A 26,600-nucleotide genomic window follows, 5' to 3' on the forward strand; every position below is an offset into this window, starting at 1 on the left:
CCGCCGCCCACCGCCCCGCCGGCCGCCGCCCCATCTCCTCCGGCACCGGCCCCCGCCACCGCCAGCGGCCCCGGCGACGGCCGTCCGGGAGACAGCCGCCCCGCCGAGGCCCTGCCCACCCCGGCCGACGCCCTGCCCCTCGACAGCCTCCCCGCCGACCAGCCCCCCGCCGACGGCCTCCCCACCTCCATCGACCCGTCCCTGCTCCATGACCCCGAGGGCCGGCTGCGCCGCGACCTGCCGGGACCGGACGGGCGCAGCGCCACCTTCTCCGACCGTCAGGCGGCGGCGATCGAGCGGCGGGGCGAAACGCTCGTCTCGGCCGGGGCCGGCGCGGGCAAGACCAGCGTGCTGGTCGAGCGCTACCTGCGGACCCTGATCGAGGACGAGGACCTCGACACCGCCTCGATCCTGGCCATCACCTTCACCGAGAAGGCCGCCGCCGAGATGCGCGAGCGGCTCCGCCGGCGGCTGGAGGCGCTGACCGGGGGCGGCGTCCTGCCCCAGCGGTGGCGGCTGGAGGAGGCGTGGATCGGCACCTTCCACGCGATCGCCCAGCGGCTGCTGCGCCGCTACGCGCTCGCCGCCGGGCTCGACCCCGACGTCCAGGTCGCCGACGAGACCCGGGCCGCCGAGCTGCGGCGCGCGGCCTTCGACCGGGCCGTCGCCGCCTGGCTGCGCGACCCGCTCGCCGCGCGCCGCTCCCCGCTCCCCGAGCAGCCCGAGGGACTGCCGGTCGACGCCGCCGCGGCGCTCGACCTGGCCGCCGCCTACGGGATCGACCTGCTGCGCGACGAGACCCTGGCGCTGCTGGCCCTCCGCCGCACCCAGGGCCGCGACCCCGCCGCCGGCGGCCACGAGCTGTCGCTGCCGCGCGCCCTGCCGCTGCCGCCGGCGACCGACGCCCGCGGCCCCGAGCTGGCCGCCGCGCTGCGTCGCGCCGCCGCCGACGCGGTCGTCGAGGTCCGCGAGGCCTGCTCCGGCCCGAAGGTCAGCGAGGCCGGCAAGCGGGCCGCCGACCGGGTGCTCGCCGCCGCCGCCCAGATCGAGGTCGACCTCGACGGCGCCCCGACCGACGGGCTGCCGTCGAGCGCCGCCGCCGCCGGCTGGACGCTGCCCGCACGCCAGGCCGCCACCGTCAAGGGCCGCGCCGTCGAGGCCCTGCGCGAGGCCGTCGATCGCGCCCGCCGCGGCGCCCGCGCCGCCGAGCTGGTCCCGCACGGGGTCCGCGAGCTGGCCCTCCGCGAGGCGCTGCTCGTCGCCACCGCCCGCAGCTACCGCCGCCTCAAGCGCGAGCAGGCGCTGATGGACTTCGACGACCTGCTGCTGACGCTGCTCGACCTGCTGCGACGGCGGCCGGACGTCGCCGAGCGGCTGCGGCGGCGCTTCCGCCACGTGCTCGTCGACGAGTTCCAGGACACCAACCCGGTCCAGCTGGCGCTCGTCGACCTGCTCAGCGCGCCCGAGCGCCGGTTCCAGGTCGGCGACCGGCTGCAGGCGATCTACGGCTTCCGTCACGCGACCGTCCGCGGCTTCGACGACGCCGCCACCCGGGCCGAGGCCGTCGGCGGGCGACTGGCGCTCGACGAGACCTTCCGCTGCCCCTCCGACGTGCTGGCCCTCACCAACCGGGTCGGGCTCCGCGCCCACGCCGACTACCAGCCGCTCGTTCACGGCCACGACCGCGCCCCGGAGGACGGCCGCCGCGCCCCCGCGGTCGAGCTGCACGTGATCGCCGACCTGCCGGACGGACCGGGCGCGCGCCCGGTCCCCGAGCCGCCGATCGGGGGCGACGACGGCGAGCCCGAGCCGCCGCCGATCGATCCCGACGAGGCCGGTCACGTCGCCGCGCTGGTCCGCGAGCTGCTCGACGCCGGCCGTGCCCCCGGTGAGATCGCCCTGCTCGTCCGCCGCACGGCGCCGGTCGCCGCGCTCGAGCGGGCGCTGCTGGCCAGCGGCATCGACGCCGTGCCGGTCGTCGCCGCCCCGCTGCTGGAGACGCTCGAGGTGCGCGAGCTGGAGGCGTGGCTGCGGGCGGTGGCCAACCCCTACGACGACGTCGCGCTGCTCGGCGCCCTGCGGCTGCCGACGGCCGGGGTCGACGCCGACGCGCTGGTGCCGCTGGCCGCCGAGCATCGGGCCGCGCTCGACCGCCACCGCGCGGCCGCCGCCGAGGATCCCGCGCTCCGCCGGACCCCGCCGCCGGCGCTCTGGGACACCGTCCGGGCGCTCGACGACGAGCCGGCCACGGTGCCGATGCCGGACGCCGCCCGCGACGCGCTCGACCTGCAGGTGGTGGCGCTGCTCCGCCACCGCGGCCTGGCGCGGCGGGCCGGCCCCGCCGACCTGCTGGCCGAGATCCGGGCCGACGACGCCTACCGGGCCGCGATCCTGGCCCGTCCCGGCGCCGCCCGCCGCTGGGCCGCCGTCGCCGCCTTCTGCGACTGGGTCGAGGGCCAGGAGGCGGCCGGCGACGACCTGCTGGCGCTGACCCGGCGGATCGTGGCCGACCGCGCCGACGGCCCCAGCGCGCCGGTCCTGACCGACGGCGAGGCGGTCCGGATCACCACCATCCACCGCTCGAAGGGCCTGGAGTGGCCGGTCGTCATCTGCTGCGACCTCGGCTCGCGGATCAACGCCGACCGGCCGCGGATCCTGGTCGACCCTGATCCTGCCCGCGACCGGATCGGGATGCGGCTCGGCACCGGTCCCGAAGCCGTCGGCCTCTGGGACCACGAGCTGCTGAAGGCCGAGGCCGACCGCGCCCAGTCCGAGGAGGAGCGGCGGCTGCTGCACGTGGCGATGACCCGCGCCAAGGAGCGGCTGATCCTCTGCGGCACCTGGCCCGCCGCGACCGAGGGCAGCGGGGCCGAGAAGCGCGCCACCGGCCGGCTCGACGGGGCCCGGGCGGTGCCGGTGGCGCCCGGCGAGGGCCACGACCGCGAGCCGCGCCAGCCACCGCTGCGGTGGCTGCTGCCGCTGATCGCCGATCCCGAGGCGTGGCCGCGGCTGGGGGAGGAGACCCTGCTGGAGATCGCCGATCCGACCGGGGCGGTCGAGCGGCCGGCGACGGCGCGGATGCTGGTGCGCGACCCGCACGGCGTCGCGATGCCGGCGCCGCTGGCCGACGACGCCCGTCCCTGGCGAGCGCCGGAGGACGCCGTCCCCGACGAGCCGCCGCCCGCGGCCGACGACGAGGACGACGAGGACGACGGCCGCCACCGCCCGCAGGCGCCGCCGCTGCTGCCGCTGCCGGACCCCGTCTCCTACACCCGCCTGGCCGAGCGGCTGGGGTTGGCCACCGACCCCCGCGGCGTCCGCGACGAGGACGAGCCCGCGCCCGACGGGCCCGGACCCCCGTCGTCGCCCGCGCCGGCGGCCGACGGGCTCGAGGGCCGGGTCCGTGGCGCGGTCGTCCACCTGCTGCTGGAGCGGCGGCTGGCCGGCCGCGACCCGCTGGCCGCCCGCGGGCCGGCGACCGCCGCCGAGGTCCGGGCCGCGCTCGCCGAGGAGCTGCCCGAGGCCGGACCGCTCGACGACGCCGCGGCCGCCGAGCTGGCCGCGATCGTCAGCGGGCTGGAGGCGACGCCCCCGGCCCGTCGCGCGCTGGCGCTGCCGGTCGCGCAGCGGCACTTGGAGCGCGACCTGCTGTTCGACGTCGGGGGCGACCGCCCGCTGGTCCAGGGCGTCGTCGACCTGTGGCTGGACGAGGGCGAGGGGCGGGTGGCGATCGTCGACTGGAAGACCAACCGGCTCGACGGCGACCAGGACCCGGCGGCGGTCGTCGAGCACGGCTACGGGCTCCAGCGCGACGTCTACGGGCTGGCGGCGCTGCTCGGCGGGGCCCGCGAGGTCGAGGTCGCCTTCGTCTTCGCCCAGGCCCCCGAGCGACCGGTGGTCGCCCGCTTCACCACCGCCGACGAGCCGCGACTGCGGACGACGGTGGCGGCGGCGATCGACCGCGCGCGGACCAGCCTGCCGCGGCCCTGAGCCGCCCCGCGCGACCACCGTCCGCGACCGCGCCGGGCCTCGGCCGACCGTGGCCGCCCCGCCGTCGACGACGTACCCGCGCGCGTCAATTGATGAACGGCGCATCACAGAACCGCCCCGCGCGCCATCATGGAGCCGTGGGTCCGTACGCCGCCATCCTCCGCATCCCTGGGGTGCCTCGCCTGTTCGGCAGCTCGGTGATCGCCCGGATGTCGAACGGCGCCCTCGGGCTGCTGCTGATCCTGCGGGTTCGCGAGTTGGGCGGCAGCTACGGGCTCGGCGGCGCGATCGCCGCCGCCTTCGCGATCGGCCTGGCCGGTGCCGCCCCGCTGCTGGGGCGGATGGTCGACCGTCGCGGTCAGACCGGCGTGCTGCTGGGCACCGCCAGCGTCGCCGCGGCCGTGCTGGTGGCGATCGCGCTGCTGCCCGGCCGTCCGCCGGCGCTGGTCCTGATCGTGCTCGCCGCGGTCGGCGGGGCCGCGCTGCCGCCGGTCGCGCCCTGCCTGCGCGCGCTCTGGGACGTGCTGATCCCCGATCCGGCCCGGCGCCACGCGGCGATCGCGCTCGACGCGACCTCGTTCGAGGCCGCCTACGTCGTCGTGCCCGCCGGCCTGCTGGCGCTCGGCGCCTGGTCGGCCAGCGTGGCCCTGATCGTGGCCGGGTCCGCAATCCTCCTCGGCACGGTGCTCTTCGCGGCCACGCCCGCCTCGCGCGGGTGGCGGGCCGCCGCCCGCGGCGACCACGGTCGGCTGGGGGCGCTGGCCAGCCCCGGCGTGCGGCTGCTGCTGGTCGTCTGGCTGCTGTTCGGGGCCGGGATCGGGGCGACCGAAGTCGCGATCGCCGCCTTCGCCGAGGACCACGGCCAGAAGGCGCTGACCGGACCGCTGCTGGCCAGCTGGGGCCTGGCGAGCATGATCTTCGGGTTCCTGGCCGGCCGCTGGCACCCGGCCGACCCGGCCCGCCGCTTCGCGCTCTTGCTGGGCGTGATCGCGGTCGGCGACGCACTGGCCGCGGCCGCCTGGTCGACCTGGTCGCTGGCGCTGCTGCTGTTCCTGGCCGGCGCCGCGCTGGCGCCGGGGATGACCGTCGGCTACGGGCTGCTGAGCACGGTCGCCCTGCGCGGGACGATCACCGAGGCGTCGACCTGGCTGGTGGCCGGCCTCGGCGCGGGCCTCGCGGCCGGCTCGGCGCTCGGGGGCGTGGCGATCGACGCCGCGGGACCGTGGGTCAGCTTCCTGATCGCGGGGGCCGCGGGGGCGGCGGGCGCCTCGGTGGCGGCCGCCGGGGCCCCGCGGCTGCGGGCGGCGCCGGACGGCGCGGCGGGCGCTCACGCCGAGGCCTCCCCGTCGGCCGCCGCTGGCGGCGCCGCGTAGCCGCCGATCGCCGGCGGGCCGAGACCGCGCACCAGCAGCGTCCGCTCCAGCTCGGCGTCGACCTCGGCCCCGAAGAGGAACGCGGCCGACGACAGCCAGAGCCAGAACAGCAGCACGATCGCGCCGCCGAGGGCCCCGTAGGCGCTGCCGAAGCCGGCCACCTGCACGTAGACCGTGAACCCGAGCGTGGCCAGGCACCAGACGGCGAGGGCGGTCGCCGCGCCCGGCGACAGCAGCGACTGCTGGCGCTCGACGTCGGGCGCCATCCGGTAGACGACGCCGAGCGCCAGCACCAGCAGCGTGATCGCGAGCGGGAACCGGAGCACGTCCCAGACGGTCCGGGCGACGCTGCCCAGCCCGAGGTCGGAGGCGAGCGAGTCGGCGATCCCGCCGCCGACGAAGAAGCCGATCGCGGCCAGCGCCAGCAGCACGATCACCAGCAGCGCGGTCGCGACGTCGGCCAGCTTGTGGCGGACGAAGCCGCGGCTCTCGCTGACGTGGTGGACGCGGTTGAGCGCCCGGCCGGCGGCGGCGAACGCCCCCGAGGCACCGTTGATGGCGAGCAGGATCGAGATCCCGAGCGTGATGCTGGCCCCGCCCTGGGCCTGGTCGAGCGCTTTCGCGACCAGCTCGCGGATCGCCCCGGCGCTCTCGTTGGCGCTCGTCGACGAGGCGTTGTCCTTGACCAGGTTCACGAACTCGTCGGCGATCCGCTCGGGCAGGCTGCTGGCGCCGAGCAGCGTGGTCAGCGCGACCGCCACCAGCAGCGTCGGGACGATCGACAGCACCGCGTAGTACGCGAGCGTGGCCGCCCAGTCGGTCATCCCCTGCTCGCGGAAGTTGGCGAAGGCCCGGCGGGCGAGCGCCGGCCACTGCTCGCGCGGCAGCCGCTGATCGCTGGGCGGACGGCGGCGGGCGGGGCGCGGGAGGGACGGGGCCACGAGCGCCACGCTACCGACGCGGACGGCGTGCACCAGTCACCGGTGCGCGGCAACGCGCCAAGATGAGCGCGCGGTTGAACGGGCTTCCGGACGGACGTACGGTTCCCCGTACAGCGCCGGGGCCGGCCCCGGCGCGTGCCCGGTCGGGCCCGAACCGCGCCCCCGGGGCCCGGTCGGCGATGGCGCCCGGGCTGGAGTCCACGCCGGCTGCGGTGTACCCTTCGGCGCCCCTGGGGATGCCCAGCCCTGCTCCGCCCCGGTTGCTGTCGGGCCTCTCCCTCGGAGCACCTCCCTTCTATGACGCCATTCTCTCGCCTTCCCGAGGCCGCTGGCCTCTACGACCCGCGAAACGAGCACGACGCCTGTGGCGTGGCGATGGTCGCCCGCCTGGACAACGATCCGCAGCACGAGACGATCGTCCGTGCGCTGACCGCGCTCGAGCACCTGGACCACCGCGGTGCCGCCGGCGCCGACGCCCGCACCGGCGACGGCGCGGGCATCCTGGTCCAGCTCCCGCACGCCTTCCTGCGCGCGGCGGTCGACTTCGAGCTGCCCGAACCGGGCCGCTACGGGGTCGCGATGTGCTTCCTGCCGCGCGACGAGGCCCAGCGCCACAAGGTCGAGGAGATGCTCGAGCGCAACGTGCGCGTCGAGGGGCAGCGGGTGCTCGGCTGGCGCGACGTGCCGGTCCGCCCGGACGAGATCGGCGTCACCGCCAACGAGAGCCGGCCCTACGTCAAGCAGCTCTTCATCGAGGCCGGCCCCGGCTTCGACCACGACCAGGAGGCGTTCGAGCGCAAGCTCTACGTGATCCGTCGGGTCTGCGAGCTGGCGACGCCCGAGTTCTACGCCTCCTCCTTCTCCTCGCGGACGCTGGTCTACAAGGGGATGCTGCTGTCGGCCCAGGTGCCGGCCTTCTACCCGGACCTCCAGGACGAGCGGTTCACCTCCGCGATCGCGCTCGTCCACTCGCGCTTCTCGACTAACACCTTCCCCAGCTGGGACCGCGCCCACCCGAACCGCGTGATCGCCCACAACGGCGAGATCAACACGCTGATGGGCAACGTCAACTGGATGAAGGCGCGCGAGTCGCAGCTCGCCTCGCACCTGTTCGGCGGCGACATCGGGAAGATCAAGCCGGTCGTCCGCCCCGGCGGCTCCGACTCGGCGACCTTCGACAACGTCCTCGAGCTGCTGATGCTCGCGGGCCGCTCGCTGCCGCACGCGGTGATGATGATGGTCCCCGAGGCGTTCGAGAACCGGGCCGACCTGCCGCCCGAGCTGGTCGGCTTCTACGCCTACCACTCGATGCTGATGGAGCCGTGGGACGGCCCCGCCGCGGTGCTCTTCACCGACGGCCGGATCGTCGGCGCGACGCTCGACCGCAACGGCCTCCGGCCCGGTCGCTGGGTGGAGACGAAGGACGGCTGGATCGTCCTCGGCTCGGAGACCGGCATGCTGCCGATCGAGCCGAGCAACATCGAGCGGCTCGGCCGGCTGGCGCCGGGCAAGCTGTTCCTGGTCGACCTCGAGCAGCACCGGATCGTCGAGGACGACGAGGTCAAGCGCCGGGTCGCCACCCAGCGCCCCTACGAGGCCTGGTTCCGCGAGCAGGCGGTCCACTTCTCCGACCTCGCGCCGAAGAAGGCGGTCCACGAGACCGGCGAGCACCTGCGCCAGCTGCAGCAGGCGTTCGGCTACACCCAGGAGGACCAGCGGGTGCTGCTGGCGCCGATGGCCTCCGGTGGCCAGGAGCCGCTCGGCTCGATGGGCAACGACGCCGCGCTGGCCGTGCTCTCCGACCAGCGGCCGCCGCTGTTCAGCTACTTCAAGCAGCTCTTCGCGCAGGTCACGAACCCGCCGATCGACCCGATCCGCGAAGAGATCGTGATGTCGCTGTCGACCTCGATCGGCGGCCAGCTCAACCTGCTCGAGGAGACCCCCGAGCACGCGCACAACCTGGTCCTCGACCAGCCGATCCTGCGCAACGACGAGCTGGAGACGCTGCGCCAGGTCGACCAGGGCATCTTCAAGGCCCACACGATCGACATCACCTGGCCGATCGCCGAGGGCCCCGAGGGCCTTCGCGCGCGGCTGGCGAACGCCTGCGACGAGGCCTACGACGCGATCCAGTCCGGTCGCAACGTCCTGATCCTCTCCGACCGCGCCGCCGGCGACGAGCGGGTGGCGATCCCGGCCCTGCTGGCCACGGCCGCCGTCCACCACCACCTGGTCCGCGAGGGCGTCCGGCTCGAGGCCGGGCTGGTGATCGAGTCGGCCGAGCCGCGCGAGGTCCACCACTTCGCGACCCTGCTCGGCTACGGCGCCGCGGCGGTCAACCCGTACCTGATGTTCGACTCGGTCGACCAGCTGGTCGTCGACGGGCTGGTGCCCGGCGTGACCGATCCCGAGCTCGCCCAGAAGAACGTCGTCAAGGCGATCGGCAAGGGCCTGCTGAAGACGATCTCGAAGATGGGGATCTCGACGATCGCGTCGTACTCCGGCGCCCAGATCTTCGAGGCGGTCGGGCTCGACTCGAGCGTCGTCGACCGCCACTTCACCGGCACCGCCTCGCGGATCGGCGGGATCGGGATCGACGTCCTCGCCGAGGAGGCGATCGACCGTCACGCCCGCGCCTACCCGGGGTCGATCGACGACCTGCTGCCGGTCGGCGGCCTCTACGCGTGGCGCCGCGACGGCGAGCACCACATGTGGAACCCGACCACGATCTCGCTGCTGCAGCACGCGGTCCGGACCCACGACGCCCCCTCGACCAGCCCCGAGCTGGTCGCCGGCGACGACGCGCGGGCCAAGTACCGCGAGTTCTCGGCCGCGTCCGACAGCGACGCCACCCGCCGCGCCACGCTGCGCGGGCTGATGGCCTTCCGGACCGACGACGTCGAGTCGATCGCGCTGGAGGAGGTCGAGCCGGCCAGCGCGATCGTCAAGCGCTTCGCCACCGGCGCGATGTCGCTCGGCTCGATCTCGACCGAGGCCCACGAGACCCTCGCCGTGGCGATGAACCGCCTCGGCGGCAAGTCGAACACCGGCGAGGGCGGCGAGGACGCGCGCCGCTTCTCGCCCGAGGCGAACGGCGACCGCAAGCGCTCGGCGATCAAGCAGGTCGCATCCGGCCGCTTCGGCGTCACCGCGCACTACCTGGTCAACGCCGACCAGCTGCAGATCAAGATGGCGCAGGGTGCGAAGCCCGGCGAGGGCGGCCAGCTGCCCGGCCACAAGGTCGACAAGTACATCGGCTCGGTCCGGCACACCACGCCGGGCGTCGGCCTGATCTCGCCGCCGCCGCACCACGACATCTACTCGATCGAGGACCTCAAGCAGCTGATCTACGACCTCCGCTGCGGCAACCCCGTGGCGTCGGTCTCGGTCAAGCTGGTCTCCGAGGTCGGCGTCGGCACGATCGCCTCCGGCGTCGCCAAGGCCGGGGCCGACCACATCGTGATCGCCGGTCACGACGGCGGCACCGGCGCGTCGCCGCTGTCCTCGATCGTCTCGGCCGGCGTCCCGTGGGAGATCGGCCTCGCCGAGACCCAGCAGACGCTGCTGCTGAACGACCTCCGCTCGCGGGTCCGGGTCCAGACCGACGGCCAGCTGAAGACCGGCCGCGACGTCGTGATCGCCGCGCTGCTGGGGGCCGACGAGTTCGGCTTCTCGACCGCGCCGCTGATCGCGACCGGCTGCATCATGATGCGCGCCTGTCACCTGAACACCTGTCCGGTCGGCATCGCGACCCAGGATCCGGAGCTGCGCAAGCGCTTCAAGGGCACCCCGGAGCACGTCGTCAACTACTTCCTGCTGGTGGCCGAGGAGATCCGCGAGATCATGGCCCAGCTGGGCGTGCGGAGCTTCGACGAGCTGGTCGGCCGCAGCGACCTGCTGCGGGCGGACGAGGCGATCGAGCACTGGAAGGCGCGCGGGGTCGACCTGACCCAGCTCTTCCACCAGCCGCCGCTGCCCGAGGGCGCGCCGCTGCGCGGCGTCGAGCCGCAGCTGACCGGCCACCTGGACGACCACCTCGACTGGGGCCTGATCCCGCAGGCCGAGGCGGCGATCGAGCGCGCCGAGCCGGTCCAGCTGACCGCCGAGGTCCGCAACATCGACCGCTGCGTCGGCGGCGTGCTGAGCTCGCGGATCGCCGAGGTCCAGGGCGCCCAGGGGCTGCCCGAGGGCACGCTGAAGATCGACTTCGTCGGCTCGGCGGGGCAGAGCTTCGGCGGCTGGCTGGCGCCGGGCGTCGAGTTCTCGCTCGTCGGCGACGCCAACGACTACACCGGCAAGGGCCTCTCCGGCGGCGTGATCAGCGTCCGCCCGTCGGACGACGTCAGCTTCGTGCCGGAGCAGCAGCAGATCGTCGGCAACACCGTGCTCTACGGCGCCACGAAGGGCAAGCTGTTCCTGCGCGGCCGGGCCGGCGAGCGGTTCGCGGTCCGCAACTCGGGCGCGAGCGCGGTCGTCGAGGGCGTCGGCGACCACGGCTGCGAGTACATGACCGGCGGGCGGGTGGTCGTGCTCGGCCCGACCGGCCGCAACTTCGCGGCCGGCATGTCGGGCGGCCTGGCCTTCGTGCTCGACGAGCAGGGCCGCTTCCGGGCCAACGTCAACCCGACGATGCTCGACCAGCTGGAGGCTCCGGACGAGGCCGACCTGATCGAGCTGCGCGACCTGATCGCCGAGCACGGCGAGCGGACCGGCTCGACCGTCGCCGCACGGATCCTGGCCGACTGGGACGGGCTCAAGGGCGCCTTCGTCAAGCTCTTCCCGACCGACTACAAGCGGGTCCTGGCGCAGCTGGCGCAGGAGGAGGCGACGGCCGCCGGTCGCGGCCGGCCGGCCGAGGCGGTCGATGCCGTCGGCGTCCCGCACACCACGACGGAGGACCAGTCCTGATGGGCGAGCTCGGAGGCTTCCTCAAGATCCAGCGGTCCCCGGTCAAGTGGGACGACCCGGCCGAGCGGGCCGGGCGCTACACGGAGTTCATCGCCGACCGGCCCGAGCAGGAGGTCCAGCAGCAGGGCGCGCGCTGCATGGAGTGCGGCGTGCCCTTCTGCCACAACGGCTGCCCGCTGGGCAACCTGATCCCGGACTGGAACGACCTCGTCTACCGCGGCGACTGGGCGAACGCGATCCGGCAGCTGCACGCGACGAACAACTTCCCCGAGTTCACCGGCCGCGTCTGCCCCGCCCCGTGCGAGGCGTCGTGCGTGCTGGAGATCAACGAGGGCGATGCGGTCACGATCAAGCAGATCGAGAACACGATCATCGATCGCGCCTGGGCCGAGGGCTGGGTCCGTCCCGAGCCGCCGGAGCAGGAGACCGGCCAGCGAGTCGCCGTCGTCGGCGCCGGCCCGGCCGGGCTGGCCGCGGCCCAGCAGCTGCGCCGCGCCGGCCACGCCGTGGTCCTCTTCGAGCGCGACGAGGCCGCCGGCGGCCTGATCCGCTTCGGGGTCCCGGACTTCAAGATCGAGAAGCACGTGGTCGAGCGGCGCGTCGAGCAGCTGGTCGCCGAGGGCGTCGAGCTGCGCTGCGGCGTCGACGTCGGTCGCGACGTGACCGTCGACGAGCTGCGCCAGGAGTTCGACGCGGTCGTGCTGGCGATCGGCTCGCGGGTCCCGCGCGACCTGCCGGTCGAGGGCCGGCAGCTGGGCGGCGTCCACTTCGCGATGGAGTACCTGTACGAGCGCACCCGCTGGGCCCAGGCGGAGCAGGGCGTCGGGCGGGCCGGGGGCGAGGTCCCCGTGCCGGCCCCGGCCGGGATCAGCGCCCGCGGCAAGCACGTCGTGGTGATCGGCGGCGGCGACACCGGCGCCGACTGCGTGGCGCAGTCGATCCGCGAGGAGGCCGCCTCGGTGGTCCAGGTCGAGCTGCTGCCCGAGCCGCCGGCCAACCGGCCCGACGACCGCACCCCGTGGCCGCTGTGGCCGGCGAAGTTCCGCCTCAGCTACGCGATGGAGGAGGCCCGCGCGCTCGGCAAGGGCGTGCAGAACTTCTCGGTCGCGACGCTGAAGCTCGAGGGCGACGCCGACGGCAACGTCCAGACCCTGCACTACGCCCAGGCCGAGCCGGCGCCGCCGTTCGCGCCCGTGCCCGGCAGCGAGCGCGAGCAGCCGGCCCAGCTGGTGCTGCTGGCGATGGGCTTCCTGCACCCGGAGGCGATGCTGCTCGACGGCTTCGGTCTGGCCAAGGACGCCCGCGGCAACATCAAGGCCGGCGCCTACGCGACCTCCGAGGAGGGCGTCTTCGCCGCCGGCGACTGCCGCCGCGGCCAGTCGCTGATCGTCTGGGCGATCAACGAGGGCCGGCAGGCGGCGCGGGTCGCCGACCGCTACCTGGCCCAGAAGGCCGGCCGCCGGGCCCGTCCGGCGGCGCTCGCCGGTCGCTGATCGGCGCCGCCGACGCCCGCCCGGACCGGTTCCGGGCGGGGCGTCGGACCGCTCCGACGAAACGTCGGACCAAAGATGACGCCGGCGTCATCCCCTGCTAGCGTCGAACCGGCCTCCCCGAGCCTCGGGGCCGGCCCCCGACCGTCCATGACCGACACGACCGTCCCGCCGTCCCCGCCCTCCTCGCGCCCGCCCGGCAAGCGCGAACGGACCAAGGCGGCGAACCGCGAGGAGATCCTGGCGGCGGCGATCGAGGCCTTCACCGAGCTCGGCTTCGGCGCCACCACCGTCCGCGACATCGTCCGCCGGACGAGCCTGGCCTCGGGCACCTTCTACAACTACTTCCCGGACAAGGACGCGATCCTCGCCGAGATCTCCAGCGCCCACGTGCGCGAGGCGGGGGAGCGGATGCAGGTGGCCCGGGCGACGGCCAGCACGCCGGCCGAGGCGATCGAGCGCGGCGCGGCGGCCTACTTCCAGATGCTCGTCGAGCAGCCCGAGATCCTGGCGCTCTTCCGGCGCAACTCCGGCACGCTGCGCGCCTACGCCGACGACGACCTGCTGCACGTGATCGTCGACGCCCTGCGCCAGGACCTCGACCGCCTGACCGCCGGCACGCCCTCCGCCGGCCTCGACACCGAGCTGCTGGCCGCCGGCCTGATCGGGGCCGGGATGGAGATCGCCATGCGCTTCGCCGAGCGCGGGAACGAGGATCCCGAGGCGGCCTTGACCGTGCTCCGGGCCCTGGTCCTGGACGGCGTCCTCGGTGGTGGCGCGGGGCGCGCGTAGACGCTTCGCATCTCGCCACCCGGTTCGCTCGGCAGGACTGGCGTCCTGCTCTCGCTCCCGTGCGGCGACCTGCTCGGTCTACGCGCGCCCCGCATCCACCACCGGGCGAGGGTGGCTCGCGGCACGGCCTGACCTACACTGGATCGGTGTTCTGCCGTCACGGTCGCCGCGAGGATCTCTGCCCCATCTGCGCCCGTGAGAAGAAGAAGCGCACCGCGCCGGCCGGCGGTGGTGCGTCGCGGGCTCCGCGGTCCTCGGTCGCCCGCCCGCCGCAGGCGGTCGCCGAGGCCCGGGCCAGCGCCCGCAAGCCCGGCTCGGGGGTGCGGGTCCGCAAGCTCGCCCGCCACGCCGACGACGGCTGGCGCAGCGAGCTGCTGCCCGGCGTCGTCTCCAGCCGCGACGCGCTCGAGCTGTGCCGGCAGCTGGTTCGCGCCCAGGCCCGCCTGACCCGCCTGGCCCAGGATCCGCTCGGGCCCTACGCGACCGCGGCCGAGCTGGCCGGCGGCGACGAGGCCGCGCGCGAGCAGGCCACCTGGCTGCTCTTCCAGGTCGCCTACTACGGGCCGGTCGAGGGCGAGCACGCCTTCGTCGAGCTGGCCCGGCTCTCGGTCGGCTGGGACGAGCCGCTGCCCGACGAGGAGACGCTGCGGACGGCCCGGATCGGCCCGCGCGGGGCCCACGAGCACGACCGCGGTCCCCGCACCCTCCAGGCCTACCGCGAGTGGGCGGCCCGCAGCGGCGGGCAGCTGGCGGGCCTCCAGGGCGGCCGCGTGGCCCAGCCCGACGCCGCCCGCCGCTTCGACGCGGCCTTCCGCGCGCTCTCGCTGCCCGGGTTCGGGCGCGGGCCGCGGTTCGAGTTCCTGCTCAGCCTGGCCGGCGCCGGCCTGCTCGACGCGGCGCCCTGGTCGCTGCTGCTCGATCCGGGCCGCGACCCGGTGACCGTGGCGGCCAAGCGCGCGGTCCGGACCGACGACGGGGTGCTGCTGCAGCGGCGGATCGGGGCGCTCGCGCGCGAGATCGACCTGCCGATCGCCGCCTTCGACCTCGGCCTGCGCAACTGGGACGCGCAGCCGAAGGCCCGCCTGACCGGGGGCGTCCCGATCGAGGAGGACCCGGACGAGGTCGCCCTCGCCGCCCAGGCGCTCGGGATCGACGTCGGCGGCGAGGACGCCGACGGCGACGCCGCCGCGACCGGCGCCGGCGAGACCGCGTAGCTCGAACACACCGCCGTGTGACATCCTGGCGGTGGGAACCACCGTCGGCGGCTGAGAGGGGAAGAGGCCGCCGCGGCCCACGGGTCATCTCCGCCCGCGCGTCCGCGCCCGCCGATGACCGATCCTCCGCCTCCGATCCCGCCGCCGCTGCCGCGACCCCGCGACGACCGGCCGGCGATCGACCTCGGCGCCGCCCTCGCCACGCACGCCAACGCGATGCTGCGGGTGGCCCGCGGCTGCTCGCTCTGCGAGGACGACGCCCACGACGCCGTCCAGGCCGCCGCCGAGCGCTTCCTCCGCGGCCATCGCGACGTCGATCCGGCGACCGTCGGCGGCTGGCTGCTGACCGTCGCCCGCCACGAGGCGCTGCGGCTGCGCGAACGGCGGACGCGGGTCGGCGGCTTCGATCCCGAGCAGTGGCGGCCGCCGTCGCCGGCGGTCGACCCGCTCGGCGAGCACGTGGCTCGGATCGAGGAGGAGGCCGTCGCCCGCGAGGCGCTGGCCGGCCTGCGGCCGCAGGAGCGGGCGGCGCTCTGGCTGCAGGCGCTCGGGCTGAGCTACGCCGAGATCGGCCGTCGCCAGCGGTGGACGCGGTCGAAGGTCAACCGGACGGTCAACGAGGGCCGGACCAACCTCCGGCAAGGCGTGCGGCGGATCGCGGCGGGCGAGGCCTGCGCCGCCGCCGGTCCCCGGATCGAGCGCCTGGTCGGCGGCCGCGCCAGCGCCGACGACCTGCGGGCGCTGCGGCCGCATCTGCGGCGCTGCTCGGGCTGCCGGGCGCGGCTGCGGCGGGCTCGCGGCGGACCGCTGTCGCTGCTGCCACCGCTGCTGCTGGGGGCGCTGCCGTGGGTCGGCCGGAGCGGCGCCGGTGCGGGGGCCGCGCCCGGGCTCGGGGCCGGATCCGCGACCGCGGTCGGGCGGCGGATCGTCGAGCCGCTGGCCGATCGCGCCGCCGCCCTGCTGACCGCGGCCGGCGGGGCGGCGACCGAGGCCGGCCTGGCGGTCACCGCGACGGTCGCCGCGGTCGCCCTGGCCGCGGGACCGGTGGTGAGCGACGCCGTGCGCGGGGCCGGAGCGGGGGATCGGCCGGCGGGAGCCTCGAACGGCGCGTCCGGGCGGACCGGCGGCGGGATCCTGGGCGGCACGGGCGACGACGGCTGGGCGGCGACCGTCCGTGGTCGACTGGGGGCGGGTGGGGTTGGGATTGGACTGGCCGGCGGCGCGGGGACGGCGGGCGGTGGGTCCGGCGGAGCGGGCGCCGGGGCGCGGCCGGCGTCCGGTCGCGACGGGCGAGGCGGCCGCCGCGGTGGCGACGGGCGCGACTCCCGCGACGGCGCTGGCGGCCTCGACGGCCGGACCGGGTCCGGCCCGCGGGCCGGCTCGGCTCCCCTCCCGGCGACCGGCACGCCGTCGCCGCGGCCGCCGCGCGTGGGCTCGGCAACGCCGGCCGGAGGCGGGTCGACGGCGGCTCCGGGCCCGTCGGTCCCGGCCCCGGCAGGCCCGGCGCCGGCCGCTCCGGGCGGCGGAGCGCGGCCCGCCGCCGACGAGTTCAGCTTCGAGCGATGACGGTTCTTCCTGCACAGGGCGGGAAAGCGCGGCTCCGTCCGGGAACGGCCGTACGTTCTCGGTACCGCTACGTCGTCAGGTCCCCGTGGAACTCGTCTTCATCTCCCCGCACGACACGATCCGCGTGATCTCCGAATCGATCGGCCGCGAGGCCCGCCGCCAGCTGGTCGGCGAGGTCGTCCGCGCCTGGGTCGACGAGATCCCCGAAGCCGAGCTGGTCGGCCAGTACGCCCGCACGCTCGCCGACCTCGACGAGCACGACCTCTCGATGCTCGCCGCCTGGCACGCCTCGATGGAGGTCGGCCAGCCGCTGGCCAACCGCGACTTCCTCGTCCGGGTCTTCCCGAGCCTGGGGGAGAACCGCCGCGAGGCGCTGAAGATCGCCGCCGGCTTCCGCGGCGAGGACGCCTTCGAGGCCGGCGTCGGCGAGGAGCAGGCCCTGCGGGTCGTCCTGCCCTACCTCTCCGACGACCGCGCCGCCGAGATCGCCGGCGAGGCGCTTGAGCTGTACTGCTGGGATCGGCTCGGCTCCGAGAACTGAGCGCGGCGCGAGGGGCGCGCGGGCCGGCGCATCTCGGGCCGGCCGGCAGCCCGGGGCCAACGTCACATGCCCCGCGCCCGACCGGCGCCGTGCGACGTTCGCCTCCGCCGGCGGCGGGCAACGTCGCACGACCCACGCGAAGGCCGGAGGCGTGCGACGTTCGCGCCCCCTGGCCCGGCCCGGCCCCGCTCAGCCCGCTGGGGCGTCCGCCACCTTCTTCAGCACGTCGTAGCGCCCGACGCCCTCGCGGCCGGCCAGGCGCCAGCGGAAGAACGCCGTGTCCAGCCGCAGCCGGCCCAGCTCGAGGGTGGTGCCGGAGATCGCCTCGCCGGTCGCCGTCCAGACCGGTCCCTCGTCGCTCTCCCACAGCTCGACCGTGGCCAGCGTGTGGCGGCCGCCGTCGTCGGTGGTGGTCGAGATCCGCGGCTCCGGCGCCAGCACCGCCTGGGGCTCGCCGGCCGCACCCGCGTCCGACGCCCCGTCCTCGCCGGGCGGGGGCACCCGCGCCACTGCCGCCCAGGCCAGCTCGTCGGCGTGCGAGGCCGAGCCCGCCGGCCGCAGGGCGCTGACCGCGAACGAGAGGTCGCCGTCGAACCAGCCGGTCACCGTCCGCGCCAGCTCCAGCCGCGTCCAGTCGGGCGCGCCCCACTGGTGGCCGCGCTGGCCGACGCCGTCGATCCGGAACCGGCGGTCGCCGACGGTCAGCGTGCCGGTCACGCGGCAGGGCTGCTCGTAGCCCTCCATGCCGCCCCACTTGGCCGTCACGTGGTCGCCCTCCAGCACCAGCGGCGGCCCGGTCGCGACGAAGCTCAGGTCGAGCGCGGCGTCGTCGGTCGCCGCCGACACGCTCCAGCGCCGGTGGGGCTCGACGATCTCGTGGTCGATGCCGGCCGCCGAGAGGTCGCCGTAGCCCTCCGGGTCGGGCGGGATCGGGATCGCGCCCTCGGCGTGGCTGAGCACCGGCTCGCCGTCGGCGAACACCAGCACCAGCCCCGACGCCGCCCCGCCTGCGACGCCGATCCGGACGGTGCCCTGGACCCCCGCCGCCCGGTCCGCGAAGGCGCAGGTGACCGCGTCGCTGAAGGTCGGGTCCGACGAGGTGCGGGGACGTTCCAGGGCGGGATCCAGGGCCATGCGGCCGATTCTCCCACCGTCAGCCGTCGCGGCGCTCCTCCGCTCGACCCTCCAGATCGGGCGGCAGCCGCCGGGCCTCGGGCGCGAGGGTCGGCTCCTCGGTCGCCGTCCCCTCGACGTCGGCCGGGCCGCCGCCAGCGGGACGGCCGCGCCGGAACCCGCCGACGACGACGAACGGCGCCGCCACCCGCCGTGCCGCCAGCGGCAGCACGAACCGCCGCGCGCCCGCCCGCACCGGCGGCAGCAGCAGCACCAGCCCGAGCACGCCCGACGCGAAGCCGGGGACCAGCAGCAGCGCGCCGCCGGCCAGCAGCAGCGCCCCGTCGAGCGCCTCGGCCCCGGGCGAGCGGCCGCTGCGGGCCGCCTCGCCCACCCGCTGCCATGTCCGCAGGCCGGCGCGGGCGATCAGCCGCGAGCCGAGCAGCGAGCCGCCGAGCAGCAGCAGCACGGTCGGCGCGGCGCCGATCTGGTCGGCGACCAGCAGCGCCAGCCAGATCTCGAAGGCGAACCCGCCCACCAGCAGCACCAGGAACAGCAGCGGCATCGTCCTACCGTACGGACCCGCGTCCACCACCAGGTGTGCGACACTCGATCGATGGCCACCGTCGAGGACGTCGAAGCCGCCCTGGCGAACGTGATCGACCCCGAGCTGGGGTTGGACTTCGTCGAGCTGGGGCTGATCTACGGCATCGCGATCGACGACGGGCACGTCCACGTGACCTACACGCTGACGACGCCCGGTTGCCCGATCGGTCCGCAGGTCGAATCGCAGATCGAGGAGTTCGTGGGCGAGCTGGAGGGCGTCTCCAGCGTCGGCTCCGAGGTCACGTTCGTGCCGCCGTGGTCACCGGAGAAGATGAGCGAGGACGCCAAGTTCGCGCTCGGGTTCTGAGCCCGCTCCGCCGCGGGCGGTCGCCGCGGCGACCACCGTTCTTCGCCACCGCTTACCGAAACCGCGAGCCCGCCGACGGGTTCCAGCCGGGGAGACCATGACGCGCACCCGCACCCGTCCCACCGCCGGCCTGCTGCTCGGCGCGGCCGCGCTGCTGGCCCTGCTGCCGGCGACGGCGACCGCGGCCGACAGCGGCGACCTCGGCGGGCGCTCGGGCCCGACCGGGCGGCTGCTGGTCACCGTCCGGACGGCCGAGGGCCACACCACCCGCGCCGTCGAGGCGCGGCTGGCCGATGTCGCCCGCCGGGCCGGGGTCCGCGCCGCCGGCACCGATCCGGCGGCCGGGACCGCGGCGGTCGAGGCGGGCGACGCGGCCGCGCGGGCCCGGGTCGCGGCCGAGCTGCGGCGAGACCCCCGGGTGGTCGAGGTGGTGCCCGAGCGGCGGGCCGCTCTGCGCGGGCTGCCGAACGACGCCAGCCTCCACCAGCAGGACCCGGGCGCGCCGGCCGGCGTGCTGGCCGGCTGGTGGATCCAGCGGATGAACATCCCCGCCGCCTGGTCGCTGGCCAACGGCAACGGGATCAAGATCGCCGTGATCGACTCCGGCGTCGACGGCGGGCACCCGCAGCTGTCGCCGGTGATCGACCAGGCCCAGACCGACGGTCCGGTGGTCGGCACCGCCCGCACCGACGAGGTCGGCCACGGCACCCACGTGGCCTCGCTGGCGTGCTCGGCCTTCAACGACGGGGCGGGTCTGGCGGGGGCCGGCGGCCGCTGTCACCTGATCGTGATCAAGAGCGAGCTGCGCGACTCCAGCGTCGCCAGCTCGATCGACCGCGCGGTCGCGGCGGGGGCCGACGCGATCGTGATGAGCTTCGGCGTCGACGGCGTCCCGAGCGCTCCGACGATCATCCGCGAGGCGCTCCAGCGGGCGGTCGACAAGGGCGTGGTCCCGGTCGCGGCCGCCGCCGACAGCGCCACCACCGAGCAGGGCTACCCGGCGAACACGCTCCAGCCCACGGGCAGCGGGCCGCGGATCGACAGCGGCCTCGGCCTGACGGTGACCGCGGCCCAGGCCGACGGGGCGCGCGCCTCGTTCGCCGGCTACGGCAGCCAGATCAGCGTCGCCGCCTACGGCACCTACACCGCGGGCGGCGCGCCGGGCGGGCTGCTGGGGGCCTTCCCGGGCCAGACGACCGCCTTCGAGCAGGCCAGCACCAACCCGGACGGCAGCGTCAACCCGCCCTGCGAGTGCCGGGTCGCCTTCGGGGGCGACAGCCGCTACGCCCACCTCCAGGGCACGTCGATGGCGGCGCCGATCGTGGCCGGCGTGGTCGGCCTGGTGCGCGACGCCAACCCCGACCTGCCCGCCGCGTCGATCGTGCGCCTGATCAAGCAGACGGCGACCCGCGGCGGCGGCTACAGCGACCAGCTCGGCTGGGGGATCGTCGACGCCGGGGCGGCGGTCGACCAGGCCCGCCGGATCGATCTCCGGGCTCCGAAGGCGACGCTCCGCAACCGCTCGCGCCGCACGACCGCGGCCCGACTGCGGCTCAGCTGGCGGGCGAGCGACGCGGCACCGAAGCCGCTGGTCGCCTCGGGCGTCAAGACGGTCGAGGTCTACCGCAGCGTCCGCGGCGGCTCGTTCCGCCGCGTCGGGTCGGCCAAGCGCGGCCGGCTGACGGTCTCGATCCCGCACGGCACGACCCGCTTCGCGCTGCGCCCGGTCGACAAGGCCGGCAACCGCGCGCCGCGGCCGACCAAGGGCGCGTTGACGATCCGGCGGTGAGCGGGGGCGGCGGCTACGGCGCCGCCGTCCGCAGCGAGGCCGACGCGGGCGACCCGGTCCCGTCGCCGCCGGCCCGCGCCAGGTCGTCCAGCTCGTCGATCGCGCGGGCGATGCCGTCGGCGATGAACTTCAGGTCGGGGAGCGCGTCGTGGTCGCCGATCAGGCCGAAGTTGACCGCGCCGTCGTAGGAGAGGATCGCGATCGCCAGCGCGTGGTCCTTGGGCAGGAAGGCGACCGGGAAGGCCCGCTCCATCCGCCGTCCGCGCAGGTAGAGCGGGAACTGCGGGCCCGGGACGTTGGTCACCAGGACGTTGAAGAGCCGGGTCGAGAAGTTCAGCCGCGAAGCCTGGGCCAGCACCGTCGGCGGGGCGAAGTTCTGGACGTTGGCGATCGTCTCCGCGCCGAGCGCCTGCTTGCTCTCCTTCAGGCCCCGCATCGAGCGGCGGATCGCCTCCATCCGCTGGACCGGGTCGTCGATGTAGACCGGCAGCGGTCCGCGCATCGCCGTCAGCCGGTTGCCGAGCTGCCCCCGCTCGTCGGTCGTCCGCACCGAGACCGGCACCAGCGCCCGCAGCTCCAGGCCCTCGGTCCGCGCCCCGCGGCTCTGCAGCCAGTCGCGCAGCGCGCTGGTGACGACGGCCAGCACGACGTCGTTGACCGTCCCCCCGAAGTGGTCCTTGATCCGCCGGAACGTCTCCAGCCGGCCCTCGACCGCGCGGTAGCGGCGGTGGGGCCCGATCGGGACGTTCAGCGGCGTGTCGGGCGCGGGGTTCATCAGCTCCCACGCCATCTCGCCGATCCCTTCGCCGATCTCGCGCACCCGTCCGGCCGCCGCCCGCGGCCGCCCGAAGGCCTCGATCGCCTTCGTCGCCCCCAGCACGCCGGCGCGGGCCGCGCCGAGGATCCCGGTCGCCAGCATCTCGCTCGCGCTGGGCACCGGCCGCGGCTGCCAGGCGGCGTCCGGGTGCGGGACCTCGGTCCCCTCCGGCGTCAGGTCGAGCAGCGCGGTCGCGATGTCGATCCCGCTGATCCCGTCGATCAGCGCGTGGTGGGTCTTCGAGATCAGTGCCCAGCGCCCGGTCTCGATCCCCTCGACGATCCACAGCTCCCAGAGCGGCTTCGAGCGGTCGAGCCGCTGGCTGAAGATCTGGGCCGTGGCCTCGCGCAGCTGCGCCCGCTTGCCCGGGGCCGGCAGCGCCGTTCGCCGCACGTGGTACTCGAGGTTGAAGGCGGGGTCGTCGATCCAGACCGGGTTGCCGCTCTGGAGCGGCGGACGCGCCAGCCGCTGGCGGTAGCGCGGCAGCAGGTGCAGCCGGCAGCGGACCTGGTCGAGGATCTCCTCGAACGGCGGGGGCGGTCCCTCGAAGACCGTCACGCCGCCGATGTGCATGTGCGCCGCCGGGCCCTCCTGGTGCAGGAAGCCCGCGTCGACGGCGGTCAGCCGGTCGCTGTTCTGCTGGGCCATGCGGTGCGTCCCTCCCGTCTGTCCGGCGTCGCGGCGCCGCGGTCGAGGTCCACACCCTACCCCGGTCGGTGGCGCCTGCCCACCCCGCCCCTCGCCCGATCGCGCGTTGACTGGTACCGTGCGGTACCACCCGCTCGCGACGGTCGCCGGACCATCGCGATCTCCACCACCCGACGGAGGCTGACGATGGCCTGGGACTTCAGCACCGACCCCGAGTACGCGGCGAAGCTCGACTGGGCGCGGACTTTCGTCCGCGAGCAGATCTGGCCGCTGGAGAGCGTCTTCACCGAGCTCGACCAGGCCGGGATCGACGCCGCCCTGCGGCCGCTCCAGGAGCAGGTCAAGGAGCAGGGGCTGTGGGCCGGCCACCTGCCGCCCGAGCACGGCGGCCAGGGCTACGGCCAGGTCCAGCTGGGCCTGCTGCACGAGATCCTCGGGACCTCGTTCATCGCCCCCAACGCCTTCGGCTGCCAGGCCCCGGACTCGGGCAACAGCGAGCTGCTGGCGCTGGCCGGCAGCAGCGAGCAGAAGCAGCGCTGGCTGGAGCCGCTGCTGGCGGGCGAGATCAAGTCGGCGTTCTCGATGACCGAGCCGCACACCGCCGGCTCCGACCCGACGCTGCTGGAGACCCGCGCGGTCCGCGACGGCGACGAGTGGGTGATCGACGGCCTCAAGTGGTTCACCTCGAACGGCTCGGTCGCCGACCTGCTGATCGTGATGGCCGTCACCGACCCCGAGGCCCGGCCCCACCAGCGGGCCTCGATGTTCCTCGTGCCCGCCGACGCGCCGGGGGTGAACATCCTCCGCGACGTGCCGACGATGGAGCACCCGGCCGAGGAGTTCGGCCGCCTCGGCGGCCACGCCGAGATCCGCTACGAGGGCGTGCGGGTGCCGGCCGACGCGCTGCTCGGGCCCGAGGGCTCCGGCTTCCTGCTCGCCCAGACCCGCCTCGGCCCGGGCCGGATCCACCACTGCATGCGCTGGCTGGGCGTCTCGCAGCGGGCCTTCGACATGCTCTGCGAGCGGGCCCTCTCGCGCCGCGCCCACGGCGGGCTGCTGGCCGACAAGCAGACCGTCCGCAGCTGGATCGCCGACTCCGCGGCCGAGCGCCAGGCCGCCCGCCTGATGACCCTCCAGGCCGCCTGGAAGATCGACCAGGAGGGCGCCGCCGCGGCCCGCGAGGAGATCGCGATGATCAAGTTCTTCGGGGCCAAGGTCCTGCACGACGTGGTCGATCGGTCGATCCAGGCCCACGGCGCGCTCGGCTTCTCGACCGACCTGCCGCTGGAGCAGCTGTACCGCTTCGCCCGCGCCGCGCGGATCTACGACGGTCCCGACGAGGTCCACCGCGAGACCCTGGCGCGGCGGATCCTGCGTCGCTACGAGGCGCCGGCCGACGGCGTCCCGAGCGAGCACATGCCGACCCGCCGGGCCGCCGCCCGCGAGCGGTTCGCGACGCTGCTGGCCGCCAGCACCGAGAACGTCTGACGCTCAGGCCGCCGCGCCGAGGTAGGACCGCAGCATCCGCACGGTCTCCTCGACGTAGCGGTCGACGTCATCGCCCGCGGCCGGGTGGATCACCAGGCCGTGGGTGACCGACTCGACCACCTGGACCACCAGCCGCGCGGCGACCAGCGGATCGGGCACGTCGACCTCGGGGCTCGCGTCCAGGTATGCCGCGACCGTCCGCGCGGCGCCCTCGAAGGCCGCCTCCAGCCGCTCCCGCAGCTCCGGCGGCCGCGGGCACTCCTCGACCAGCACCCGGTGCAGCGCCGGCCGCGTGCGGTGGGCGGCGACCATCGCCCCGACCAGCTCGCGCAGCGCCGGCTCGAGCGGGGTCGCCGGCCCCAGTCGCGCCAGCAGCGGGGCGACCAGCGCGGCGCCCTCGGCCACGTGGCGCTCGGTCAGCGCCACCAGCACCGCGTCCTTGTTCGGGAAGTACTGGTAGAGCGAGCCGATCGAGACGCCGGCCCGCTCGGCGATCCGGTTGGTGGTGCCGGCGGCGTAGCCGTGGGCCTCGAAGACCTGAGCCGCGGCGTCGAGGATCGCCTCGACGGTCAGGCGCGATCGCTCCTGGGACGGGCGCTTGCGGGGCGTGGTGCGGGGCATCGGCAATGCGAGTGGCGGAAACGCGAGCAGTTGCTCAGCATTTGGGCATGGCCATCGTACGACGCACGAGCGAGCTGCCGATCTCCGCCGAGACGGCCTTCGCGCTCGCCCAGAAGCCCGACCTCTTCCGCTATGTGGTGGCGCCGTTCCTGCGGGTCCCGCGGCTCGACCTGCCCGCGCGGCTGGAGGCGGGCGCCGAGGGCTCGGCGCGGCTCTGGTGGCTGGGGGTGGTGCCCAGCTGGCGCCACCACCTGCGGTTGGTCCACATCGGCCCGGGTGAGCTGCGGACGGTCGAGCACGGCGGCCCGGTGCGGCGCTGGAACCACCACTTGCGGTTCGAGCCGCTGGGCGCCGACCGCTGCCGCTACACGGACGAGATCGAGCTGGAGGACGGCCTCCGCGGCGCACCGACGCGGCTCTTCGCGCGGCTGATCTTCCGCTACCGCCACCGCCGCTGGCGGGCGCTGGCGCGGGTCCTCGCCTGAGGCAGGACCCGCCGTTGCTCCTGACCCGCCGGCGCCCCGGGGCGCTACCGTCGATCCGTGCCCGCCGCCGATCCCCCCGCCGCCGGCCGCCGCTGGCCGTGGCTGCTGGCCGCCGTGCTGGCGGTCGTCCTGACGGCCGCCGTGGTGGTGGTTGCGACCGCCGGCGGCGACGACCGGCCGGCCCCGCCGCCGTCGGCCCGGACGCTGGCGGCGGAGATGGCCCGCGCTCGCCGGCCCGACCCGGCGGTGCCGCTGGCCCGGACCCGCCGCTTCGACGCCGACCGGGCGCTGGAGCTGGTCCGGATGCAGCTGGCGGTCGGCCAGCGGCCGTCGGGCTCGCGGCGGCTGGAGGGGCTGCGGCGGCGGCTGCTGGCGCGGCTGCCGGAGGGTCGGCGCGAGCCGGTCGCCGGCCACCCCGGCCTCTACAACTTGGTCGGCCAGCTGCCCGGCCGCGGCCCGGCGATCGTGCTCGCCGCCCACTACGACACCCAGATCGAGCCGCGCGGCTTCGTCGGGGCCAACGACTCGGCGGCCGGCACCGCGGTCGTGCTGGAGGCGGCGCGGGCGCTGCGGAAGCTGCCCCGTCCGATCACCGCGCGCGAGGTCCGGTTCGTGCTGCTCGACGGCGAGGAGCTGCCGGCGGGCGGCGACGACGCCCACTTCGCCCGCGACGGCCTGCGCGGGTCGAAGGCCTACGCCGCCGCCCACGCCCGCGAGCTGGGGGCGGTCGCGGTGGCGGACTACGTCGGCGGCCGCGGGCTGCGGCTCCCGCGCGAGCAGCAGTCCGACCGCGCCCTCTGGGGACGGATCCGGGCCGCGGCGGCGCGGGTCGGGGTCGGCCGGGCCTTCCCGCCCGAGGACGGCTCGGCGATCATCGACGACCACCTGCCGTTCCTCGAGGCCGGCGTCCCCGCGGTCGACCTGATCGACTGGGACTACCGCTACAAGCAGGGCACCGGCGACCGGCTGGAGCGGCTGTCGGCGCGGGCGATCGACGCCGTCGGCGAGACGCTGGTCGCCTGGCTCGACGGCGAGCGGCGGCGCTGAGCGGCTCAGCGGGTGGCGGCGACCGTCGCGCCCGCCGGTGCCCGCCGTGGCAGCGTCACCAAGGCGTCGCCGCGGACGGCCAGCGCGATGCAGGCGGTCTCGGGCGGCACCGTCTCGCCCAGGCGGACGTCGACGGCGATCCGCCGGCCCTCGATCCGGGCGCTGGTCGAGGCCAGCGCGTCGCAGGCCCCGTGCCAGTAGCGGACGACCACGTGGCGACGGTCGGGCTGGACGACGCCGCCCTCGACCGGGGCGCTGCGCTGGCGCGGCAGCGCCGGCCGCGGCCGGTCGAGCGGCCCCGACCAGGCGACCGTCCGCCGGCTCCAGCCGCGGCCGGGCACCAGCGTCGCGTCGGTCGGGCGCAGGCAGCGGACCCTCGGGGCGTTGATCACCCAGAGCGCGATCGTCCGCCGCCGGCCGCGGCCGCTGAGCGCGGCGTGGTCGGCCCGCGCGCAGCTGGCGCCGGAGGGGCCGGGGGCGGTCAGCGCGCCCAACGTCAGCCGGCCGCGGGCGAACCCCATCGCGCCCCACGAGGCCCGCTCCAACGTCGCGCCTGGTCCGAGCCCGCGGACGGTGGCCAGCGCGACCGGCTCGCCGCGCGCGGCGCCGGTCCCGGCCACCGGCGCCTGCAGCGTCACCCGCCGGGCGCCGCGGCCGCGGCGCCGCAGCGCGGGATCGCGCTCGGTCGCCGTCAGCAGCGTCCCGCGCTCGATCCCGAGGCCGGCCTGCCGCAGCCGCCGCTCGGCCGCGGCGACGGTCAGCCCGGTCACCGACGGGACCTTCAGCGGCTGGGTGGCGGGGCTGTCGGGCCCGGGAGCGGCGGCGGCGAGGACGAGGAGCGCGGAGCGGAGCATCGGCGTCCCC

Annotated in this window: 19 protein-coding genes; 13 read left to right on the forward strand and 6 right to left on the reverse strand. The window is 76.0% G+C overall.

Annotation, left to right across the window (positions count from 1 at the left end):
* Both SH587_RS21650 and SH587_RS21655 read left to right on the forward strand, forming a co-directional pair.
* Nucleotides 1-3,990 (forward strand): UvrD-helicase domain-containing protein (locus SH587_RS21650; protein WP_320672739.1); only part of this gene is annotated, 3,990 nt, incomplete at its 5' end.
* 173 nt (nucleotides 3,991-4,163) lie between these two features.
* Nucleotides 4,164-5,363: an MFS transporter gene (locus SH587_RS21655; protein WP_320672740.1), complete on the forward strand. Its 1,200-nt coding sequence runs from the start codon at nucleotides 4,164-4,166 to the stop codon at nucleotides 5,361-5,363.
* Here SH587_RS21655 and SH587_RS21660 read toward each other — a convergent pair.
* On the reverse strand, nucleotides 5,318-6,304 hold the full coding sequence (locus SH587_RS21660) for a YihY/virulence factor BrkB family protein (protein WP_320672741.1): 987 nt from the start codon (nucleotides 6,302-6,304) through the stop codon (nucleotides 5,318-5,320). The genes SH587_RS21655 and SH587_RS21660 overlap by 46 nt on opposite strands.
* Before the next feature lie 297 nt (nucleotides 6,305-6,601).
* Here SH587_RS21660 and gltB point away from each other — a divergent pair, with 297 nt between their 5' ends.
* From gltB to SH587_RS21690, 6 genes are all read left to right on the forward strand, one after another.
* Entirely contained in the window at nucleotides 6,602-11,212 is a 4,611-nt protein-coding gene (gene gltB / locus SH587_RS21665; protein WP_320672742.1) for a glutamate synthase large subunit, read from the forward strand.
* Nucleotides 11,212-12,705, forward strand: coding sequence for a glutamate synthase subunit beta (locus tag SH587_RS21670; protein WP_320672743.1), 1,494 nt, complete (start codon nucleotides 11,212-11,214; stop codon nucleotides 12,703-12,705). The genes gltB and SH587_RS21670 overlap by 1 nt, the downstream gene beginning before the upstream one ends.
* A 147-nt stretch (nucleotides 12,706-12,852) precedes the next feature.
* Nucleotides 12,853-13,494, forward strand: coding sequence for a TetR/AcrR family transcriptional regulator (locus SH587_RS21675; protein ID WP_320672744.1), 642 nt, complete (start codon nucleotides 12,853-12,855; stop codon nucleotides 13,492-13,494).
* 146 nt (nucleotides 13,495-13,640) lie between these two features.
* Nucleotides 13,641-14,708, forward strand: a complete 1,068-nt coding sequence (locus SH587_RS21680) for a hypothetical protein (protein ID WP_320672745.1) — start codon at nucleotides 13,641-13,643, stop codon at nucleotides 14,706-14,708.
* A 114-nt stretch (nucleotides 14,709-14,822) separates the two neighbouring features.
* Nucleotides 14,823-16,274 carry an RNA polymerase sigma factor gene (locus SH587_RS21685; protein WP_320672746.1) on the forward strand — a complete coding sequence of 484 codons (1,452 nt, stop codon included), beginning with the start codon at nucleotides 14,823-14,825 and terminating at the stop codon, nucleotides 16,272-16,274.
* 85 nt (nucleotides 16,275-16,359) lie between these two features.
* On the forward strand, nucleotides 16,360-16,815 hold the full coding sequence (locus tag SH587_RS21690; RefSeq protein WP_320672747.1) for a hypothetical protein: 456 nt from the start codon (nucleotides 16,360-16,362) through the stop codon (nucleotides 16,813-16,815).
* A 189-nt stretch (nucleotides 16,816-17,004) separates the two neighbouring features.
* On the opposite strand, the gene SH587_RS21695 is transcribed toward SH587_RS21690, so the two are convergent.
* Nucleotides 17,005-17,949 carry a DUF7064 domain-containing protein gene (locus SH587_RS21695; RefSeq protein ID WP_320672748.1) on the reverse strand — a complete coding sequence of 315 codons (945 nt, stop codon included), beginning with the start codon at nucleotides 17,947-17,949 and terminating at the stop codon, nucleotides 17,005-17,007.
* A gap of 19 nt (nucleotides 17,950-17,968) precedes the next feature.
* Nucleotides 17,969-18,493 carry an FxsA family protein gene (locus tag SH587_RS21700; protein ID WP_320672749.1) on the reverse strand — a complete coding sequence of 175 codons (525 nt, stop codon included), beginning with the start codon at nucleotides 18,491-18,493 and terminating at the stop codon, nucleotides 17,969-17,971.
* Between the two features lie 51 nt (nucleotides 18,494-18,544).
* Here SH587_RS21700 and SH587_RS21705 point away from each other — a divergent pair, with 51 nt between their 5' ends.
* On the forward strand, nucleotides 18,545-18,841 hold the full coding sequence (locus tag SH587_RS21705; RefSeq protein ID WP_320672750.1) for a metal-sulfur cluster assembly factor: 297 nt from the start codon (nucleotides 18,545-18,547) through the stop codon (nucleotides 18,839-18,841).
* A gap of 97 nt (nucleotides 18,842-18,938) precedes the next feature.
* Complete coding sequence (locus tag SH587_RS21710) at nucleotides 18,939-20,630, forward strand: S8 family peptidase (protein ID WP_320672751.1); 1,692 nt, start codon at nucleotides 18,939-18,941, stop codon at nucleotides 20,628-20,630.
* 13 nt (nucleotides 20,631-20,643) lie between these two features.
* Here the strand turns inward: SH587_RS21710 and SH587_RS21715 are convergent, their stop codons facing one another.
* The gene (locus tag SH587_RS21715; protein ID WP_320672752.1) at nucleotides 20,644-22,095 is read right to left on the reverse strand and encodes a WS/DGAT/MGAT family O-acyltransferase; all 1,452 of its coding nucleotides are present in this window, start codon (nucleotides 22,093-22,095) and stop codon (nucleotides 20,644-20,646) included.
* Nucleotides 22,096-22,281: 186 nt separating this feature from the next.
* Here SH587_RS21715 and SH587_RS21720 point away from each other — a divergent pair, with 186 nt between their 5' ends.
* Complete coding sequence (locus SH587_RS21720) at nucleotides 22,282-23,583, forward strand: acyl-CoA dehydrogenase family protein (RefSeq protein WP_320672753.1); 1,302 nt, start codon at nucleotides 22,282-22,284, stop codon at nucleotides 23,581-23,583.
* Between the two features lie 3 nt (nucleotides 23,584-23,586).
* Here the strand turns inward: SH587_RS21720 and SH587_RS21725 are convergent, their stop codons facing one another.
* Nucleotides 23,587-24,204: a TetR/AcrR family transcriptional regulator gene (locus SH587_RS21725; protein WP_320672754.1), complete on the reverse strand. Its 618-nt coding sequence runs from the start codon at nucleotides 24,202-24,204 to the stop codon at nucleotides 23,587-23,589.
* 47 nt (nucleotides 24,205-24,251) lie between these two features.
* Here SH587_RS21725 and SH587_RS21730 point away from each other — a divergent pair, with 47 nt between their 5' ends.
* Entirely contained in the window at nucleotides 24,252-24,689 is a 438-nt protein-coding gene (locus tag SH587_RS21730) for an Rv1443c family protein (protein ID WP_320672755.1), read from the forward strand.
* A gap of 57 nt (nucleotides 24,690-24,746) precedes the next feature.
* The gene (locus SH587_RS21735; RefSeq protein ID WP_320672756.1) at nucleotides 24,747-25,736 is read left to right on the forward strand and encodes a M28 family metallopeptidase; all 990 of its coding nucleotides are present in this window, start codon (nucleotides 24,747-24,749) and stop codon (nucleotides 25,734-25,736) included.
* Nucleotides 25,737-25,741: 5 nt separating this feature from the next.
* Here SH587_RS21735 and SH587_RS21740 read toward each other — a convergent pair whose 3' ends face one another.
* Complete coding sequence (locus tag SH587_RS21740; RefSeq protein WP_320672757.1) at nucleotides 25,742-26,590, reverse strand: PASTA domain-containing protein; 849 nt, start codon at nucleotides 26,588-26,590, stop codon at nucleotides 25,742-25,744.
* Nucleotides 26,591-26,600 lie beyond the last annotated feature (10 nt).

This window comes from Patulibacter defluvii (assembly GCF_034096925.1).
In the GTDB taxonomy this organism is placed as follows: domain Bacteria; phylum Actinomycetota; class Thermoleophilia; order Solirubrobacterales; family Solirubrobacteraceae; genus Patulibacter; species Patulibacter defluvii.

Excerpts from the sequence above, each read along its gene's own strand:
- gltB (WP_320672742.1), top strand. The coding sequence starts at position 6,602 with ATGACGCCATTCTCTCGCCTTCCCGAGGCCGCTGGCCTCTACGACCCG.
- SH587_RS21670 (WP_320672743.1), top strand. The coding sequence starts at position 11,212 with ATGGGCGAGCTCGGAGGCTTCCTCAAGATCCAGCGGTCCCCGGTCAAG.
- SH587_RS21675 (WP_320672744.1), top strand. The coding sequence starts at position 12,853 with ATGACCGACACGACCGTCCCGCCGTCCCCGCCCTCCTCGCGCCCGCCC.
- SH587_RS21685 (WP_320672746.1), top strand. The coding sequence starts at position 14,823 with ATGACCGATCCTCCGCCTCCGATCCCGCCGCCGCTGCCGCGACCCCGC.
- SH587_RS21695 (WP_320672748.1), bottom strand. The coding sequence starts at position 17,949 with ATGGCCCTGGATCCCGCCCTGGAACGTCCCCGCACCTCGTCGGACCCG.
- SH587_RS21700 (WP_320672749.1), bottom strand. The coding sequence starts at position 18,493 with ATGCCGCTGCTGTTCCTGGTGCTGCTGGTGGGCGGGTTCGCCTTCGAG.
- SH587_RS21705 (WP_320672750.1), top strand. The coding sequence starts at position 18,545 with ATGGCCACCGTCGAGGACGTCGAAGCCGCCCTGGCGAACGTGATCGAC.
- SH587_RS21710 (WP_320672751.1), top strand. The coding sequence starts at position 18,939 with ATGACGCGCACCCGCACCCGTCCCACCGCCGGCCTGCTGCTCGGCGCG.
- SH587_RS21715 (WP_320672752.1), bottom strand. The coding sequence starts at position 22,095 with ATGGCCCAGCAGAACAGCGACCGGCTGACCGCCGTCGACGCGGGCTTC.
- SH587_RS21720 (WP_320672753.1), top strand. The coding sequence starts at position 22,282 with ATGGCCTGGGACTTCAGCACCGACCCCGAGTACGCGGCGAAGCTCGAC.
- SH587_RS21725 (WP_320672754.1), bottom strand. The coding sequence starts at position 24,204 with ATGCCCCGCACCACGCCCCGCAAGCGCCCGTCCCAGGAGCGATCGCGC.
- SH587_RS21730 (WP_320672755.1), top strand. The coding sequence starts at position 24,252 with ATGGCCATCGTACGACGCACGAGCGAGCTGCCGATCTCCGCCGAGACG.
- SH587_RS21740 (WP_320672757.1), bottom strand. The coding sequence starts at position 26,590 with ATGCTCCGCTCCGCGCTCCTCGTCCTCGCCGCCGCCGCTCCCGGGCCC.